At 47.8% G+C, this 15222-nt stretch carries 15 protein-coding genes; 4 read left to right on the plus strand and 11 right to left on the minus strand.

Annotated features, from left to right (window positions below; translation table 11 throughout):
* Window positions 1-112: 112 nt before the first annotated feature.
* Complete coding sequence (locus D3H65_RS10965; protein ID WP_119050354.1) at window positions 113-1630, plus strand: reverse transcriptase domain-containing protein; 1518 nt, start codon at window positions 113-115, stop codon at window positions 1628-1630.
* Window positions 1631-1645: 15 nt separating this feature from the next.
* Here the strand turns inward: D3H65_RS10965 and D3H65_RS10970 are convergent, their stop codons facing one another.
* The 7 genes from D3H65_RS10970 to D3H65_RS11000 all read right to left on the minus strand — a co-directional run bounded on the left by D3H65_RS10970 (window position 1646) and on the right by D3H65_RS11000 (window position 7551).
* The gene (locus D3H65_RS10970) at window positions 1646-2002 is read right to left on the minus strand and encodes a hypothetical protein (protein ID WP_119054473.1); all 357 of its coding nucleotides are present in this window, start codon (window positions 2000-2002) and stop codon (window positions 1646-1648) included.
* 53 nt (window positions 2003-2055) lie between these two features.
* Complete coding sequence (locus tag D3H65_RS10975; protein ID WP_119050355.1) at window positions 2056-2499, minus strand: DUF5990 family protein; 444 nt, start codon at window positions 2497-2499, stop codon at window positions 2056-2058.
* Complete coding sequence (locus D3H65_RS10980; RefSeq protein ID WP_119050356.1) at window positions 2496-3080, minus strand: hypothetical protein; 585 nt, start codon at window positions 3078-3080, stop codon at window positions 2496-2498. Before D3H65_RS10980 ends, D3H65_RS10975 begins: the two co-directional genes overlap by 4 nt.
* A 22-nt stretch (window positions 3081-3102) precedes the next feature.
* On the minus strand, window positions 3103-3702 hold the full coding sequence (locus tag D3H65_RS10985) for a matrixin family metalloprotease (protein WP_119050357.1): 600 nt from the start codon (window positions 3700-3702) through the stop codon (window positions 3103-3105).
* Between the two features lie 62 nt (window positions 3703-3764).
* On the minus strand, window positions 3765-4547 hold the full coding sequence (locus D3H65_RS10990) for a fatty acid desaturase family protein (RefSeq protein ID WP_119050358.1): 783 nt from the start codon (window positions 4545-4547) through the stop codon (window positions 3765-3767).
* 207 nt (window positions 4548-4754) lie between these two features.
* Window positions 4755-6029, minus strand: a complete 1275-nt coding sequence (locus D3H65_RS10995; protein ID WP_119050359.1) for a glucose-1-phosphate adenylyltransferase — start codon at window positions 6027-6029, stop codon at window positions 4755-4757.
* A gap of 103 nt (window positions 6030-6132) precedes the next feature.
* Window positions 6133-7551, minus strand: coding sequence for a glycogen synthase (locus tag D3H65_RS11000; protein ID WP_119050360.1), 1419 nt, complete (start codon window positions 7549-7551; stop codon window positions 6133-6135).
* A 241-nt stretch (window positions 7552-7792) separates the two neighbouring features.
* Here D3H65_RS11000 and D3H65_RS11005 point away from each other — a divergent pair, with 241 nt between their 5' ends.
* Both D3H65_RS11005 and D3H65_RS11010 read left to right on the plus strand, forming a co-directional pair.
* A complete protein-coding gene (locus tag D3H65_RS11005; protein WP_119050361.1) occupies window positions 7793-9430 on the plus strand; it encodes an MFS transporter in 1638 nt (545 codons plus the stop codon).
* Between the two features lie 64 nt (window positions 9431-9494).
* Window positions 9495-10475: an ROK family protein gene (locus tag D3H65_RS11010; RefSeq protein ID WP_119050362.1), complete on the plus strand. Its 981-nt coding sequence runs from the start codon at window positions 9495-9497 to the stop codon at window positions 10473-10475.
* An 89-nt stretch (window positions 10476-10564) separates the two neighbouring features.
* Here D3H65_RS11010 and D3H65_RS11015 read toward each other — a convergent pair whose 3' ends face one another.
* The 3 genes from D3H65_RS11015 to D3H65_RS11025 form a co-directional block, all read right to left on the minus strand.
* Window positions 10565-11524, minus strand: a complete 960-nt coding sequence (locus D3H65_RS11015; RefSeq protein WP_162915551.1) for a phosphodiester glycosidase family protein — start codon at window positions 11522-11524, stop codon at window positions 10565-10567.
* A 22-nt stretch (window positions 11525-11546) separates the two neighbouring features.
* Window positions 11547-12479 carry a lipoyl synthase gene (lipA, locus tag D3H65_RS11020; protein ID WP_119050364.1) on the minus strand — a complete coding sequence of 311 codons (933 nt, stop codon included), beginning with the start codon at window positions 12477-12479 and terminating at the stop codon, window positions 11547-11549.
* Between the two features lie 97 nt (window positions 12480-12576).
* Window positions 12577-13380 carry a hypothetical protein gene (locus D3H65_RS11025; RefSeq protein WP_119050365.1) on the minus strand — a complete coding sequence of 268 codons (804 nt, stop codon included), beginning with the start codon at window positions 13378-13380 and terminating at the stop codon, window positions 12577-12579.
* Window positions 13381-13429: 49 nt separating this feature from the next.
* Here D3H65_RS11025 and D3H65_RS11030 point away from each other — a divergent pair, with 49 nt between their 5' ends.
* A complete protein-coding gene (locus D3H65_RS11030; protein WP_119050366.1) occupies window positions 13430-13861 on the plus strand; it encodes an OsmC family protein in 432 nt (143 codons plus the stop codon).
* A gap of 72 nt (window positions 13862-13933) precedes the next feature.
* Here D3H65_RS11030 and D3H65_RS11035 read toward each other — a convergent pair whose 3' ends face one another.
* The gene (locus D3H65_RS11035) at window positions 13934-15205 is read right to left on the minus strand and encodes a DUF2851 family protein (protein WP_119050367.1); all 1272 of its coding nucleotides are present in this window, start codon (window positions 15203-15205) and stop codon (window positions 13934-13936) included.
* Between the last annotated feature and the right edge of the window lie 17 nt (window positions 15206-15222).

Below are 15222 nucleotides of genomic sequence, written 5' to 3' on the forward strand. Positions count from 1 at the left end.
CATATAGTTCACCGGTAGTGTGTATGCCTGGCGTTGATTAATCTGGTCACCGGCGAGCACGAAGGCAGCATTATTCCCTCTGTCAGAACATGATTTCCATGCTTCATTTACCATGGCCGATAATAAACTCACCCGTCAACAGTTGTATGACCGCATCCGCGAGAGTTCTAAAGATGCCGTTGTATTGGAGGAAATGAAGCGCCTGGGTTTTTGGCCCAAGGGTGATGAATCGCCTACCATACCGGAATTGCTGATCAATAAGGAAGCAGCATTAAACAAGGAGTTCCGGGAACTGTTTGAGAAGCACCGCCAATACCAAAACAAAGAAGCGGTATTGAAAGAAATGCGCCTGAAGCGCATGGCAGCGGCTAAAGCAAAGCGGGAAGAGACCAAAAAGAAACGCGAACAGCAACGCTTCGAAAAGGCAGCTGCCTGGAAGAAACGAAAAGAAACAGAGATACTTTACCTGGGTGAGGATGTTTCCATTGGCTTAAACAATATGGCAGGCAATGCAGACGCGCTGCATAAACACCATTTACCTGCTTTTGCCAATGAAAATGAACTGGCAGCAGCGATGGGTATTGAACTGAAAGCGCTGCGCTTCCTGGCCTTTTCGAGGAAGGTATCCACTGTGTCGCATTACCGGAAATTCTACCTGCCTAAGAAATCAGGTGGCAAAAGGCTGATCTCTGCCCCCATGCCGCGGTTGAAAAAGGTACAGTACTGGATACTTGAAAATATCCTCAACAAGGTAGCAGTGCACCAGGCGGTGCATGGCTTTACGCTCAACCGCTCGATCATCAGCAATGCGCAATTGCATGTAGGCAAAAAAGTAGTATTGAACCTGGATGTGAAAGATTTCTTTCCTTCTATACATTTTAAAAGGGTAAAAGGCTTATTACAGCAACTGGGTTATTCAGAAAAGATTGCTACTATCTTATCGCTGTTGTGTACAGAAGCGGTGACAGAAGAAGTAGCGCTGGACGGCGGGAATTATTTTGTACAAAAAGGCAACCGGGTCTTGCCCCAGGGAGCCCCTACCAGTCCGGCCATTACCAATATACTGTGTTTTAAACTGGATAAACGTTTGCAGGGATTGGCTACCAGGCACCAATGTCATTATACGCGCTATGCAGATGATGTGACTTTCTCCTGGAACAGTACGGATATCAATCCACAGCAAATGGTATGGCGCATTAAAAAGATATTGGCGGACGAAGGATTTGCTGTTCACCCGGACAAGATCCGCATCATGCACCAGGGAGCCCGCCAGGAAGTAACGGGTATCATTGTCAATGAAAAATTAGGTATAGACCGCAATAAGTTACGCCAATTCAGGGCGCTCCTACATCAGTTGCAAACAAAAGACGCATCGGAACTGATGCCGGGCCAGGTTAGTCCGGCCAATGCAGTGATCGGGTATGCTAATTTCGTAAAGATGGTAAAGCCCGCACAGGGCGCAGCCTTTGCCAAGGCTATTGATAAACTGTTTCAGACTGGACGGTTGCAGTACCTGGTCAAAGATGCACCTCCTGTGCTTAATGGCAATCCCGCCCCCTCTCCCTCTCCTACTTCCAATCCACCAGCCAACAAGGGTGATGATAAGCCCTGGTGGAATGTAACGGGTTGATGACAATGGGGATAGCTATACTGTTCCAAACTTTTGGGTCACTTCGATCTTACCAACAATATTGCTATTGAACTCTTCCAACTCTTCTGCAGGCACCCACAGTTCGTTGTGGATCTCTCCTCCTACGTTCTGTACCTGAAATTTCTTCACATACTCTGTCCTAACATGAAATTTCGTAACAAAGCCAGAGCCGGAGGCCGGCACATTCCAGTCGCGGGCAATCTGGACAGCATACTCCTCATTCATCACCGGATAAAAGATAGGTTGCTGTAATAACCTGGGAGGAAATTTTGTCCAGCCGGACGCTTCAATCTTAGCGAGTTCGTTAGGGCCTACTGGTCGGTATAAGGTTGTAAGTTCTATTGATCCCATGTTATTATTTTTCAAACACAACTCAATCATCTTGTGGAGGAACATCATAGTAGCTAATTTGTAACCCGCCACCCATCAAAGGGCTTCACGGTGGCGCAAGTAGGCGTTCCATCTTTGGCGGTGCCCGGAACAACTGTTTCTAATATACGACCGGAGTTTTCAATCAGCAGGTTTACCATTTCCCAGGTGATGCCTCGCAAGGGTACCTTCAGGCGACGGCTCCAGGGTGAATCCAGCTGTCCGGCTGAGGTACCTATATTAATATAGATGAACCTTTCAGCCACCGGTCCTTGTACAAAGGGGCCAGCAAAATCGGGTTGGCCATCCTTTCCGGTCTTTATTTTGGCAGACAGGTCAAACACCAGGTCGTCGCCTTCTGCCTGTTGTATTTGCACCAGTGTATGATTGGCGCCGCTGCCCTTTGGCAGGGCAAAACGCACACCTGCTACAGGCGCCCGAAGGATAATGCGAAACATGAACTCTCTATCGTTTTTCATGCGCGGGGTTCAAAACCATTTGCTTTGAGGAAATCAATACGGTCAACCAGAAGGTTGTAGACATACCTATCATCCACCCTACCATTATCCAGCTGCACTTTCGTTTCCACAAATATGTCTTCGAAGGTAAGTCCTTTGGGTTTCAATAATGCCACCAGTTGCTTTTTGGACAAGCGCTCTGCAATACGTGCGTCGATACCAATGAATACACTGAACCGTTTACCTGATCCACCTATTTTCACCGGAAAGCCATCGATTGTTCCCTCTATTCTTTTGCCGGCAAAAAGGAATCTTGAATTAACAGCGGTGAACTCAGTAGTGAACCCTTTATCCAGCAGTATTTTAAAAGGAGAGCTGGCAAATAAAGTGTTGGCCCTTTGGTTATCAATGAATGCGCTCAGCAGGAAAACAAAATATCCAAAGATGGAAAGCGCTGCGGCCATAACAATGTTCATCCAGGCCTTTTGCAAAGTGAAGTCAAAAGGATTACGGTTGGCAATGCTTAAAATAACAAAGATGATCAGGAAGAAGGTAATCAACCCCCAGACTTTCTTCTTATTTAACAGGATATAGTCTAGCATATTGCGGATAAAAATACTACGTTTATTTCAACCGCCACCCTTTGCCTTTCAAAAATGATTTACAGGCGGGGCAGAAGTCGTTTTCCTCGTTCAAGGGGTTGCCGCCTTCCGCATCACGCATAAAGCAAGTCTTCTCCTCACAATGTGGCAGGCCCTGGGTGTGCCCCAATTCATGAATGGCTACTTTGTAAAACTGCTCCTGCTGGTTGGCTTTTGACAACCTAAAGGAAGAAACCACACAGGCATTACCGGGCTTGTACCCAAAGCCCATCACTCCCCAGTCCTTAATGTCATTTTTTGTGGCGCTTATGTCCTTATTGGTAAGCCCGATCACAACGGTATCGGCATGACCAAACCGGCTGAGGTATTTGATCAGGGAATCTGCCCGGTAGCGGTCCCGTGGCGGATAATAGGTAGCGGCAGGAAGTGGAATAGCAGCCCTGACAATGATGCCGGGGTTGATCTTGCTAAGCTGCCGATACACCATTTCTGATTGGGCGGAGGGGAATTCGCCCAATGGCTGGATGACAATCACCCTGTTGGGGTGGGTAAAGCGCCCGCGACAGGAAAGAAATGCCAGGGAAAAGAACAGCAGACAACCGGCCAGTATTTTTATATGCATGAGGGTATTGCTACCGGTAAGCTACCGGCTCTTTAGTTATACGTTGAGTGATTCAGCGTTCGTCAGAATGTTGTTTTCTTTTCTAACTCTGGCAAAGCCTCATCTATTCTCTTTGCCAGCTCGGGCAACTTGATAGTGGGTACTGCGGGAAACAAATGATGCTCCAAGTGGTAAAACATACTGAAGGTGATCTTATTCTTCCATCCACCCCGCTGTGTTCTGGCAAACTCCGGGCTGTCTTCTGTATGGTGATGCACGGTCCAAACTGCAAAGAAGGCCATCAGGAATTCGCCGATCACCATCACGATGATATGGTAAATGAGGAAATGAATATTAAAATAGAATGCCAGGAATACGAAGAGGCTGATGGCGGCTAATTCGAGGAGCACATTCTTTCTATATTTCTTATTCCCCAGTTGCAGCGTGATCTTGTGGATCAGGAATATGTGAACGGGTCCATACAGGATGGCGCCATACCAGGTCATACCAGCTGATTTGCCTTCATAATCTTCTTCGGTCAAACAGTATTTATGGTGACGAATATGATTGAACTTGACAGCATGGATAGAAACCACCATCAAGATACTATTGAGGAAAAGAGACAACCAGGTCAGGAATTTATTTGTACCAAGTGAATTGTGAAAGCCATTGTGTACCTGTCGCAAGGCGGTGAGAAAGAAGAAAGCGGAGAAGGGTAAAGCAAAGAGGTAATAACCAGAGTAAGCCAGGGTGAGGGAAATAATGAACCAGGGAATGGTGAGGTTGTTTTCGATGAGCATTTCCCGGACTGAAAGTGAGCGCAGGTCTTTCCACTGCACTTTTTTGACGATCTCGGCGTGGGTCATATATCAGGTATTAATTGTCCAGCTGTAAGGCAGGCTATTTAATCACCTGGTTCCCGTTCTTCACTGTCAGTTTAACCTACCATCTAACTGGTAAAAGTACACAATGAAACTGATAACAGGAATTACTTTAGGGTCCTGATCTAAACAAAAACAGGCTGTCGCTTTTTGTGCAACAGCCTGTTTTCTTTATGTATTAGCGTTATATATCTATATCACAAACCCATCGGGCAGGATGGCGCCTTTCTTCACTACTACAATACCATCTTTAATAGTATACAGGGAGTGATCGGTATTTTCGAGTTGATCACTGCCATTGATGCGTACATCATTGCCTATGCGGCAATTCTTATCGATGATGGCATTCTTAATATAGCAGCGGTCACCAATACCCAGGGTAGGCAGCCCACGTTCGGTAGCATGGGTCATCTCTTCAATGGTCTCATAATAATCAGTACCCATCAGGTAACTGCTTACAATGGTGGTACCATAGCCAATGCGGCTGCGGATACCAATTACGCTGTGCTCGATACGGCTGGCATTGATGATACAACCTTCAGAAATAATAGCTTTTTCGAGGGTGGTGCCACTGATCTTTGCCGGGGGCAACATGCGGGCACGGGTATAGACTGCATTGGAATTGTCGAACAGGTTGAACGGCGGTATCTCATCGGTGAGGGCCAGGTTGGCCTCAAAGAAGGAATAGATATTACCGATATCGGTCCAGTAACCGTCGTATTGGTAGCTGGCTACTTTATAGTTTTCCAGCGATCCGGGTAATATTTCCTTACCGAAATCTGTACAATCCTTGTATACATCGAGCAACAGATCGTTGAGGAGTTTGCGGTTGAAGATATAGATACCCATAGAAGCAAGGTAATCGCGTCCCTGTGCATGCATTTCTTCACCGGTATCGCTTGACCAATCGGGCAGTAATTCCTTTTTAGGTTTCTCGATGAAGGAAGTGATCAGGTTATTTTCATCGGATTTTAATATCCCGAAGTCAGATGCTTCGCGTGCAACAACGGGGATGGTGGCGATGGAAATGTCGGCCCCTGTATCCTTGTGGTTTTGCAGCATTTTCTGGAAGTCCATCTGGTAAAGCTGATCGCCCGACAAAATGAGGACATACTCACACTCATGCTGGTTGAGGTGACGGAGTGACTGCCGCACAGCATCGGCTGTGCCCTGGTACCAGGAGGGATTATCTGGTGTTTGTTCTGCCGCCAGGATATCCACAAAAGCACTGCTGAATATGCTAAAATGATAGGTATTCTTAATGTGCTTGTTAAGCGAGGCGGAGTTGAACTGGGTCAGTACAAACATCCGGTTAATGCCGGAGTTGATACAGTTGGAAATAGGAATGTCCACCAGGCGATATTTACCGGCAATGGGCACGGCAGGCTTGGAACGACTGGCAGTAAGGGGGTACAACCTGGTGCCGGCTCCTCCACCCAATATGACAGCAATCACTTGTTTACTCATAATTGTGGGTTTTATATTTGATCAGTGCTATTCGTCAATCGTGAATCGGCAGTCGACAATCGGCAGTCGACAATAAGAAATAACATGCCTTATAACAAAATGTTTACCCAATAGCAGCCTGGTATACTTCAATATACTGCTGCACACTGTTTTCCCAACTAAAGTCGAGTTGCATCATCTGCTTACGGATCTGCTTTACAGTGTCTTTCTGGTGGTACAATTCTGTTGCCCGCCATATAGCCTGGGTAATATCGCCTACACTTGCATTGTCATAGCAAATACCATATCCGCCGGGATCGCCATAATCTATGACGGTGTCTTTGAGACCGCCTGTACGCCTCACCATGGGGACTGTGCCATAGCGCATGGAATACATCTGGTTGAGCCCGCAAGGCTCTACCCGGGAAGGCATGAGCAGGAAGTCCATGCCGGCATACATGGTATGGCTAAGGCCTTCATGGTAGCCTATGTATACGTTATAATCGTATTGCGAGAGGGGCTTGATGGCCTGCAGGGCAGCTTCCACTTCGGGAAAACCACTGCCCAATACCAGGAAGTTCATGCGCCGGCCAATATGGTTGAGGGAATCGCGGATGGCCTGGGGCAGCAGATCGGCCCCCTTCTCTCCTACCAGCCTGCCAATAAACCCGATCAGGGGCTTATCGAAGTCAAGTGAAAACTGGTCGCAAAGCTGCATTTTGTTCTTGGCCTTGCCGGCTTCTATATCGCTGAGCCCATACCGGTGCACGAGGTAATCATCGGTTTCGGGGTCCCATACTTTTACGTCGATCCCATTGAGGATGCCGTAACACTTGCCTTTTTCGTATTCGAAAAGGGCTTCGAGCCCGTTGCTCATATATTTAAGTTCTTCCAGGTAGCTGGGGCTTACGGTAGTGACCTTATCGGCACATTTGATGCCGGCAGCCAGGGGATTGATGTTCTTGTTCCATTCGAGGAGGCCCCATTGCCACATATCATAAGGAGGAATAAATATGCTCTGGTCCCATCCCATCCATCCCTGGTACTGGGCATTGTGGATAGTAAGTACGGTCCGGATGCCGGCAATGGACCTGTATTTGTAACTGTGCCTGAGCATGAAAGGGATGAGGGCGGTATGGTGGTCATGCACATGGATAATGTCGGGTGTGTGCTGCCAGTCTTTGACCCAGTCGAGTACGGCGATCTGAAAGGCGGTAAACCGCTCGGTATCGTCGGCATAGCCATACACCTTTTCCCGGTCGAGGAGGCCATTGATATCTACCAGGTAGAGGTCAAAACCCAGGATATTATCCCTTTCCCTGATCACAGTAAATTCAAACCACCAGTTGCCCAGGTTGGTATATCCCTTGTGGACCACGTCCCACTGGTTGGCATACAGGAATTTGGTACGGTACATGGGCATCACCACTTTGGCGATATGGCCCGCTTCATTCAGGTATTTAGGTAGTGCACCTACCACATCGCCCAGCCCACCTGCCTTGGCCACCGGGTAACATTCTGCGCTGACGTGTAAGATCTCCATGCTGTTTCAACAATTGGTGTGCATAAATCCCTGTCAATTTAGGAAGGATTTTGATTCATTGTTGCACAGGCTGTAAAAAAGACAAAAGATTACTCATGTGTAGCCACCCGTTCTTTGAAGTATCATTACAAAACATACATTTGCGGCACTATTCCTTGCATAACTTATAAATTTTGGCCACCGGATAGCTGTGATGGCAAAAAACTGTTACTTTTAAAAAATTTTACTAAAACGATTCTGCATGAGTCAACAAACCAAGTGGTCCCAGTTCGGTGTATTGATCATCGTCTTCTTTTTCTGGGGCTTCGTAGCTGCTTCCAACAGTATTTTCATCCCCTTTTGTAAGAAGTTCTTTAACCTGGATCAGATACAGTCGCAACTGGTGGGTTCCGCCTTTTATGGTGCCTACTTTTATGGCTCGCTCATCCTTTACCTGGCATCCGCTATCGGCGGTACTGACCTGCTCAATAAGATCGGATATAAAAAAGGTATCATTTATGGCCTGTTGATCTCGGTGGTAGGCGCGCTGGCGCTGGCCTTCATCAGCGGCTCAGGCAATGCTACTTTTGGCCTGGTATTATTGTCCTTTTTTATCATCGCGCTGGGCTTTTCGCTGCAACAAACCTCTGCACAACCTTTTGCCATCGCGCTGGGTAGTCCTGAAACAGGCGCTCACCGGCTCAACATGGGCGGCAGTGTGAACTCCTTTGGTACCTTGCTGGGACCGCTGGTAGTGAGCGTGGTATTGTTTGGCAGTGTTGCTGCCAAGAAAGAAGCGTCGATCACCAATATCCAAACGCTGTATTTCTTCCTTTCCGGTTTGTTCCTCCTGGCAGCCGCCATCTTTGCTTTTGCCAAATTGCCCAAGACCACATCCAACGAAAAGCTGGAAAAAAGTCCCAAGGCTTTATATACCTTATTAATTATCGGCCTCATCTTCCTGCCGGTACTGTTTGCCGATTTCGTGAAAGAGCAAACGGGTATCAGCAAGACCGCAATCGTAATCGGCTCCTTGGTGATCATCCTTGGCATCCTTTTTACCTCCATGTTCCTGGCTTCCAAAAACAAGGAAGGATGGGGCGCCATGCAATATCCTCAGCTGGTGCTGGGTATGGTGGCAATTTTTGTATATGTAGGTGTGGAAGTAACGATCGACAACAACTTTGCAGCGCTGCTGAAACTGCCTGCCTTTGGCGGGTACGATGAGTCGCAGATTGCGCACCTGGTATCGCTGTATTGGGGTAGTTTGATGATCGGCCGCTGGACAGGCGCGGTGAGTGTTTTCAACCTTCCGAAGAGCACCAAGCGAATATTGGGATTGGTTGTCCCTATCGTAGCTTTCGGCCTGATCCTGTTCGTGAACTACCTGAAAGGAGATAATGTAGTAAATGAGTTTCTCCCCTACCTCATCCCCATCATCATTGCCGCACTGGCTTTCCTGTTTGCCGAAGAAAAACCGGTGAAACTATTGCTGACGGTTTCCGTACTGGCGGCTGTTGCGATCCTGATCTCGCTGGTAACAACCGGTATGATCTCCAACTTCGCGATCATCAGCTGCGGTCTTTGCTGCTCAGTAATGTGGCCCTGTATCTTCGCCCTGGCAGTTACGGGCCTGGGTAAATACACCAGTCAGGGTTCTGCGTTCCTCATCATGATGATCCTGGGTGGTGCGATCATTCCGCCGGCACAGGGCGCTATCATCGACCTGGACCAGGCCAGACTGGCAGCGGGCGGTGGTGAAGGAACCAATTTCACGCACCTGTCGTATATCCTTCCGTTGATATGTTTTGCTTACCTTGCCTGGCACGCACTCAAGACCAAGGGCGTGTTGAAAAGTCAGGGCCTGGATATTGATGCGCAGGTAGCCGGAGGGCATTAATCAACCAAAATAATTTGTACATTGCGTCCCGCTTCGGCGGGACATTTTTTTATAACCAATTATCATGGCAATCAGTCAAAGGCAAGAGCTGGCAATCGGTATAGACATAGGTGGCACCAACACTGTATTTGGCATCGTAGATCATCGCGGAGATATCTCCTACCGAGGTGCTATATCGACGCGGAAACACAACAATGTTACTGATTACATTAATGAGCTATATGATGCACTGTTGCCAGCTATCGATGAAGTGGGTGGTATCAATGCCATCCGTGGCATAGGTATTGGTGCGCCGAATGGCAATTATTACAATGGTACTATTGAATATGCGCCCAACCTGCCCTGGAAAGGAGTGATCCCCCTGGCACAACTGATGACGGACAAGTTCAAGGTGTCCTGTTCGCTTACCAATGATGCGAATGCGGCGGCAGTGGGAGAAATGATGTACGGGGTAGCACGTGGCATGAAGGATTTCATCATGATCACACTGGGTACGGGTGTAGGCAGTGGTATTGTGGCCAATGGACAACTCATCTATGGGCACGATGGCTTTGCCGGGGAACTGGGTCATACTACCATCATTCCTGATGGCCGCAAACACAAGGGCACCGGATTGCATGGTTCACTGGAAGCATACGCTTCTGCCACGGGGGTGGCCTTAACGGCCATCGAGTTCCTGGAAAGGGACAATCACCGCGACAGCCTGCTGCGCAATTTTGCCAAAGAAGAGATCGACAGCCGTGTAGTGTATGACTGCGCCATTCAGGGAGATAAGCTGGCGCAGGAAGTATATGAATTTACCGGTAAGGTGTTGGGATTGGCTTTGGCCAACTTCGTGATGTTCTCTTCTCCCGAAGCCATCATTTTATTTGGTGGCATGACAAAGGCGGGTGACCTGATCCTGAAGCCCACCCGGGAACATATGGAAAAGAACATGCTGCCTATCTTTCAGAATAAGATCAAACTGCTCTTTTCTGAATTAAAGGAAGCCGATGCCGCTATCCTGGGCGCCAGTGCGTTGGTATGGGAGATGAAAACGGTCTAAACCTGGATTGGGAGGATATAGATATCTGCTGAATTTTTGAATTCATTATACAAAAGAGGAAGGCTTACATCTTTCTCTTTTTATTTTGTCTACTTGCGTTTTTTCTTCTGCTTAATGATAAACACGCCCGGCACTGGCCGTTGACCTGTTTTATCCGAAACCTGGATGGTTTCTTTTCCGTTGACCAATACGCAGCTGCTGCCACCTCCATCGAGGTTGAGGGCTTCCACACAACCCAGATCGGCCATTATTTTTGCTTCTTCTGCCAGGGTAGCGCCTTCTGCTACACCGGGAAAACGGCCCTGAATGGCCAGGATGATGAGCTGACGCTTGCGCGTATAACCTATTACGGTACGTGGGTGCCGGTCGTTCTCTCCTTTTACAAACATCTGCTCTTCTTCATTGGTCACATTCACAAATCCATCTTTCACAATCACGGGGCCGCCACCTATTGCGGTATGCATTTTCCACCATTTCCATTGATCGAGGGTATTGAGATCGGCAAGGGAAGGATCGGGATTGGTGCCCTTGGCCAATATGGGGCGTTCCTGGAAAGCATAGGGCCAGCGCTGGGCTGTATCGGTAAACAACCAGGCCACATCGGCCCGGCGATGTTTGGTAAGCCCAATAGCGCTGCGGGTAGGATAATAAAATGAATCGGTCCCCTTCTGTTGGAGAGCAGGCTGGTTATAAGCCACCATCTGACCGTCTTTAATGACAGCGTTCAGGTTTTGATTGGTAGCAAAGGAGAAAAAGGTAGCATTCAATACCACCAGTGGATTGCCTTCTTTTTCATAATACTGGGTAGGTGTATATCGTTTGCCCTCTCCTACCTGGGTGGTGAATTCCAGCTTGCGATCCTTCAGGCTGGCCACTACACAATAAGCAATAAATGGATGCCCGTTGAGGGAATCTGTTGTTTTATATACCTGGATGGAACGGGGCAATTTGCCAAAGGCTGTGTCCACACGATCCCAGTTCAGTTGGGTAAAAGCAGCAGGAGCATACCCAGTCATGAGTATGCTCCCGATCAATAATATCTTTTTCAAAAGAGGTGTATAAAAGTTTAGATTAGCTATGGGCCATTTCCTTTTCCAGCTTCCATTTTGATATACCAAAGCCTGGGATCACGTGCTTATCACTGTGGTAGGAAGAACGCACCAGTGGTCCGCTTTCCACATAGTCGAAGCCCATTTCATACCCGGCTTCCCGGAAGGCGGCAAATTCATCGGGATGTACAAACCTGATCACGGGCAAATGTTTGCGGGTAGGCTGGAGGTACTGTCCAATAGTGATCACATCTACCCCACTGTTGCGCAGGTCGCGCATGGTTTGGAGTACTTCTTCTTTTTCTTCACCCAGGCCCAGCATGATACCGCTCTTGGTGCGCATACCGCCATCTTTCAACACTTTCAGTACATCCATACTACGGCGGTATTTTGCTTGTATGCGTACCTGGCGGGTGAGACGTTCTACTGTTTCTATATTGTGTGAAACCACTTCGGGAGCGGCTTCTATAATGCGTTGTATATTTTCCTGCTGACCTTTGAAATCGGGCACCAGGGTTTCGAGGGTAGTATTCGGATTCAGGGATTTAATAGCCTTGATGGTATTGTACCAGATAATGCTGCCGCCATCTTTCAGTTCATCACGGTCTACGGAGGTTACTACCGCATGCTTTACCTGCATGAGGTAAATGGCTTCGGCCACGCGCTGCGGCTCATCCCAATCCACGGCATCGGGCCGGCCAGTGGCTACTGCGCAGAATCCACAGCTGCGGGTACATACATTACCCAGGATCATAAAGGTGGCAGTACCTTCGCCCCAGCACTCTCCCATATTGGGACAGTTACCGCTCTCACAGATGGTGTGTAATTTGTGGGTATCTACCAGGCCACGTACATGCTTGTAATTTTCGCCGGTAGGCAGCTTAACACGCAGCCAATTGGGTTTCTTTACTTTGGACGTTTCGGGTACAGTATTGATAATCGGTAATTCCTGCATATAATGTCATTCAGTGATAGGTATCAACAACTTAGCTGACTAAGTTGTTCAAATCCCCTCCTTCCCCAGGGTATGGGCGGGGCAGGGCAAAAATACATCACTTTCTTCTACCAAGCAGCAGGGTCACATAACCATTAAAGAAAAACTGTTTTTCCTTGTTAAAAGCCATTTGGGAGACTTTCTGGGCATAGAATTCGGCGGAAACGCCTACTTCCACGGCCGTGATGGTTTCATTAAACCGGCCGAAATCAAACCTTAACCCTCCCTTGACCTGGGCGCCTGGGCGGATCTTTACGTCGCCCCAGCCTACGGTGAAGCCGGAAGCACCTATTTCGGTGTAATTACTGTCGATAATCGTTGGGTAGGTAGAACGGATGCGCTCATCGGTCTTGGTGACCACATCCACATAATAAGGCTTTTGGAGGCCCAGGGACAAGCCGCCTGCATAGACTGCCATTACAGCTACGCCGTTCTTATTGCCTTTGCCGCCGATAACCCGTTGCTGGCCCATGCCAAATTTCAACTGGTAAAAGTTATTGGTTTTGCCATAGATCACGCTGTTTACATTGAAAGCGCCTACGGCATAAGAAGTTCTTTTCTCTTTGGGGTGCTTTTTTTCATTCAATTCGATCTGGAAAATAGTAGCCACCCGGTTGCTTTTGAACCTGCCCCATTCGTACGACAGTCCGTAGCCGTCTGTAGCGAGTTTCAGACCAAAAACACTCTGTTTATTGAAAATGATCTCTCCTTCTTCCTCCATTTTGAGCAGTTTGGCAACCTGCTCGCGTTTTGCCGCTTTTTTATCCTTTTTAGCTGTGGGAGATTTGGCGCTTGGGTTATTTTGAGCCCAGGCTGAACACGTTATAAGACCTATGATGATTGACAAAACAAGTTTCTTCACCGGCTGTGATTTAATTATTCAACGTAAATTTAAGGCAAAATTACAGATAATGACCTCTACAGTTGTTTACGAAGGAAACCTGAGAACGGTTTGTACACATTTAAAATCAGGTACTAAAATAATCACAGATCCGCCAACGGACAACCAGGGCAAGGGGGAAAGCTTTTCTCCAACGGACATGCTGGCTACTTCGCTGGGGGCCTGCATGCTGACGATCATGGGTATTAAAGCCCGGGACCTGGAGGTTGACCTGGTGGATACAAAGATCGAGGTAGAAAAGATCATGGCAGCTGATCCACGCCGTGTAAGTGGCATAAATTTAACATTCCATTTTCCGGAAACGCTGGTATTGGAAGAAAAGATAAAAACGATCCTGGAACGCGCCGCTCATACCTGCCCGGTAATGTATAGCATCCATCCGGACATTGTGGTGAATGTAACGTTCAACTGGAATCCGGCGACCATCGACCTGAAGGTTTAATGAATACAACCCATATTGCTGGTTGCGGCATGGCAGCTGATCTGTTTACGCCATTCTGCAACCAGCTTTTATTTACTGTTTGCTACTTCCCTTCAACAGCCCATTCCCTACTGCACAATCAAGGCATCGTTTAGGATCGCAATATCTATTCTTTAATTCGAGGAGTGCCTGGGATTCAAAAGCATTCCGGCTTTTAATACCACATTGGGCAAATCCCTGTATGATCGTATTCTTTTCAGCCGCCGTTTCTTCCATCCATTTCAAAGCCCGGTCTTTGTACTCCTGCTCCTGCCGCAGATAACCATAGGCAAAAAGAACCGGCACCACGGTATTGATGATGATATTGTTGATCATGCTATCCCCCTGTTTTTTAGGCTTTGCCGGCGAAATCTTATCAAAAGTATAATGTTGGTCCCAATAGGCGCTGGCAGTAACATCCAGCAGGCTTTTAACATCCTTTACTGAAATGATTTCTTTAATTTTTGAGAACAAATGACCTGAACTATGAATAAGCATCGCCAACTGGGCCAGCCTGATGGTGGGAAAAGACGCCGGCCTCATTCTAAGGAAGAGAGTGGTATTTGGACCCTTTTGGAGTTTGTACTTGGCCTGGTAGAACTGATAAGCTTCTTTTAACTGCCGGGCATAACCGTCTTCATAGTCCTTCTCCAGTAATCCTGCCTGCCCCAGTAACAATGCTTCCAGTTGTAATAGTCGATTCTTGTGTTTGCCCAGTACGGTGAGTGGAATACTCCGGGCCACGGCCTCAAAAGCCTCTGCATTGACTTTTATACCAAAGTTGCGGGCCAGCAGCCACCAGAAAGTCTCTTCCCAGTGCTGGTTATTCTGCTGCAGTAATTCACACACGATAGCCGATTTCCGCTGCAGCCTTTCCACCAGTAAACGTTCATTCCAGGAAAGCCAGGTAATGTCGGACACCTGTGTAATTTGTTGTTCGCAGGCAATGAACCAGCGGTTGTTCATCCAGTCTTCGTATTGCTGCAGCAATAACTTCGATACGCGGTCGCGCAGGGACAATACGGGTATGGGGCTTTGGGAACTATCCATATCGTCTTCCCATACTACATGCAGGATTACCTTGTCGTAATGGTGATCGAACTGATGGGCGTGTTTGTACCAGCCGGAGGTTTTGATGTGCAGTTCAACGGGGCCAATAATGAGGGCATCGCCCATCTTAATTCTGGCAGCCAGGAAATCGGGCCCCTGGTTGGCATTTAACAGGCCGGGATGTACGATGTCGAAAGATTCCCCTCCGGGGAGCTGCAGGTGCTTGTTGTTGAAATACTGGAATTGCCAGATAAACTGGAGTAGCCGTTCGGTCATGGCTATTGGAATTTGGG

This window comes from Paraflavitalea soli (assembly GCF_003555545.1).
Lineage (GTDB): Bacteria > Bacteroidota > Bacteroidia > Chitinophagales > Chitinophagaceae > Paraflavitalea > Paraflavitalea soli.

What these genes read in the sequence shown, in the direction of transcription:
- D3H65_RS10995 (WP_119050359.1), bottom strand. Translation starts at nt 6,029, where the DNA reads ATGAGTAAACAAGTGATTGCTGTCATATTGGGTGGAGGAGCCGGCACC.
- D3H65_RS10985 (WP_119050357.1), bottom strand. Translation starts at nt 3,702, where the DNA reads ATGCATATAAAAATACTGGCCGGTTGTCTGCTGTTCTTTTCCCTGGCA.
- D3H65_RS10975 (WP_119050355.1), bottom strand. Translation starts at nt 2,499, where the DNA reads ATGAAAAACGATAGAGAGTTCATGTTTCGCATTATCCTTCGGGCGCCT.
- D3H65_RS10965 (WP_119050354.1), top strand. Translation starts at nt 113, where the DNA reads ATGGCCGATAATAAACTCACCCGTCAACAGTTGTATGACCGCATCCGC.
- D3H65_RS10970 (WP_119054473.1), bottom strand. Translation starts at nt 2,002, where the DNA reads ATGGGATCAATAGAACTTACAACCTTATACCGACCAGTAGGCCCTAAC.
- D3H65_RS11010 (WP_119050362.1), top strand. Translation starts at nt 9,495, where the DNA reads ATGGCAATCAGTCAAAGGCAAGAGCTGGCAATCGGTATAGACATAGGT.
- D3H65_RS10990 (WP_119050358.1), bottom strand. Translation starts at nt 4,547, where the DNA reads ATGACCCACGCCGAGATCGTCAAAAAAGTGCAGTGGAAAGACCTGCGC.
- lipA (WP_119050364.1), bottom strand. Translation starts at nt 12,479, where the DNA reads ATGCAGGAATTACCGATTATCAATACTGTACCCGAAACGTCCAAAGTA.
- D3H65_RS11035 (WP_119050367.1), bottom strand. Translation starts at nt 15,205, where the DNA reads ATGACCGAACGGCTACTCCAGTTTATCTGGCAATTCCAGTATTTCAAC.
- D3H65_RS10980 (WP_119050356.1), bottom strand. Translation starts at nt 3,080, where the DNA reads ATGCTAGACTATATCCTGTTAAATAAGAAGAAAGTCTGGGGGTTGATT.
- D3H65_RS11005 (WP_119050361.1), top strand. Translation starts at nt 7,793, where the DNA reads ATGAGTCAACAAACCAAGTGGTCCCAGTTCGGTGTATTGATCATCGTC.
- D3H65_RS11000 (WP_119050360.1), bottom strand. Translation starts at nt 7,551, where the DNA reads ATGGAGATCTTACACGTCAGCGCAGAATGTTACCCGGTGGCCAAGGCA.
- D3H65_RS11030 (WP_119050366.1), top strand. Translation starts at nt 13,430, where the DNA reads ATGACCTCTACAGTTGTTTACGAAGGAAACCTGAGAACGGTTTGTACA.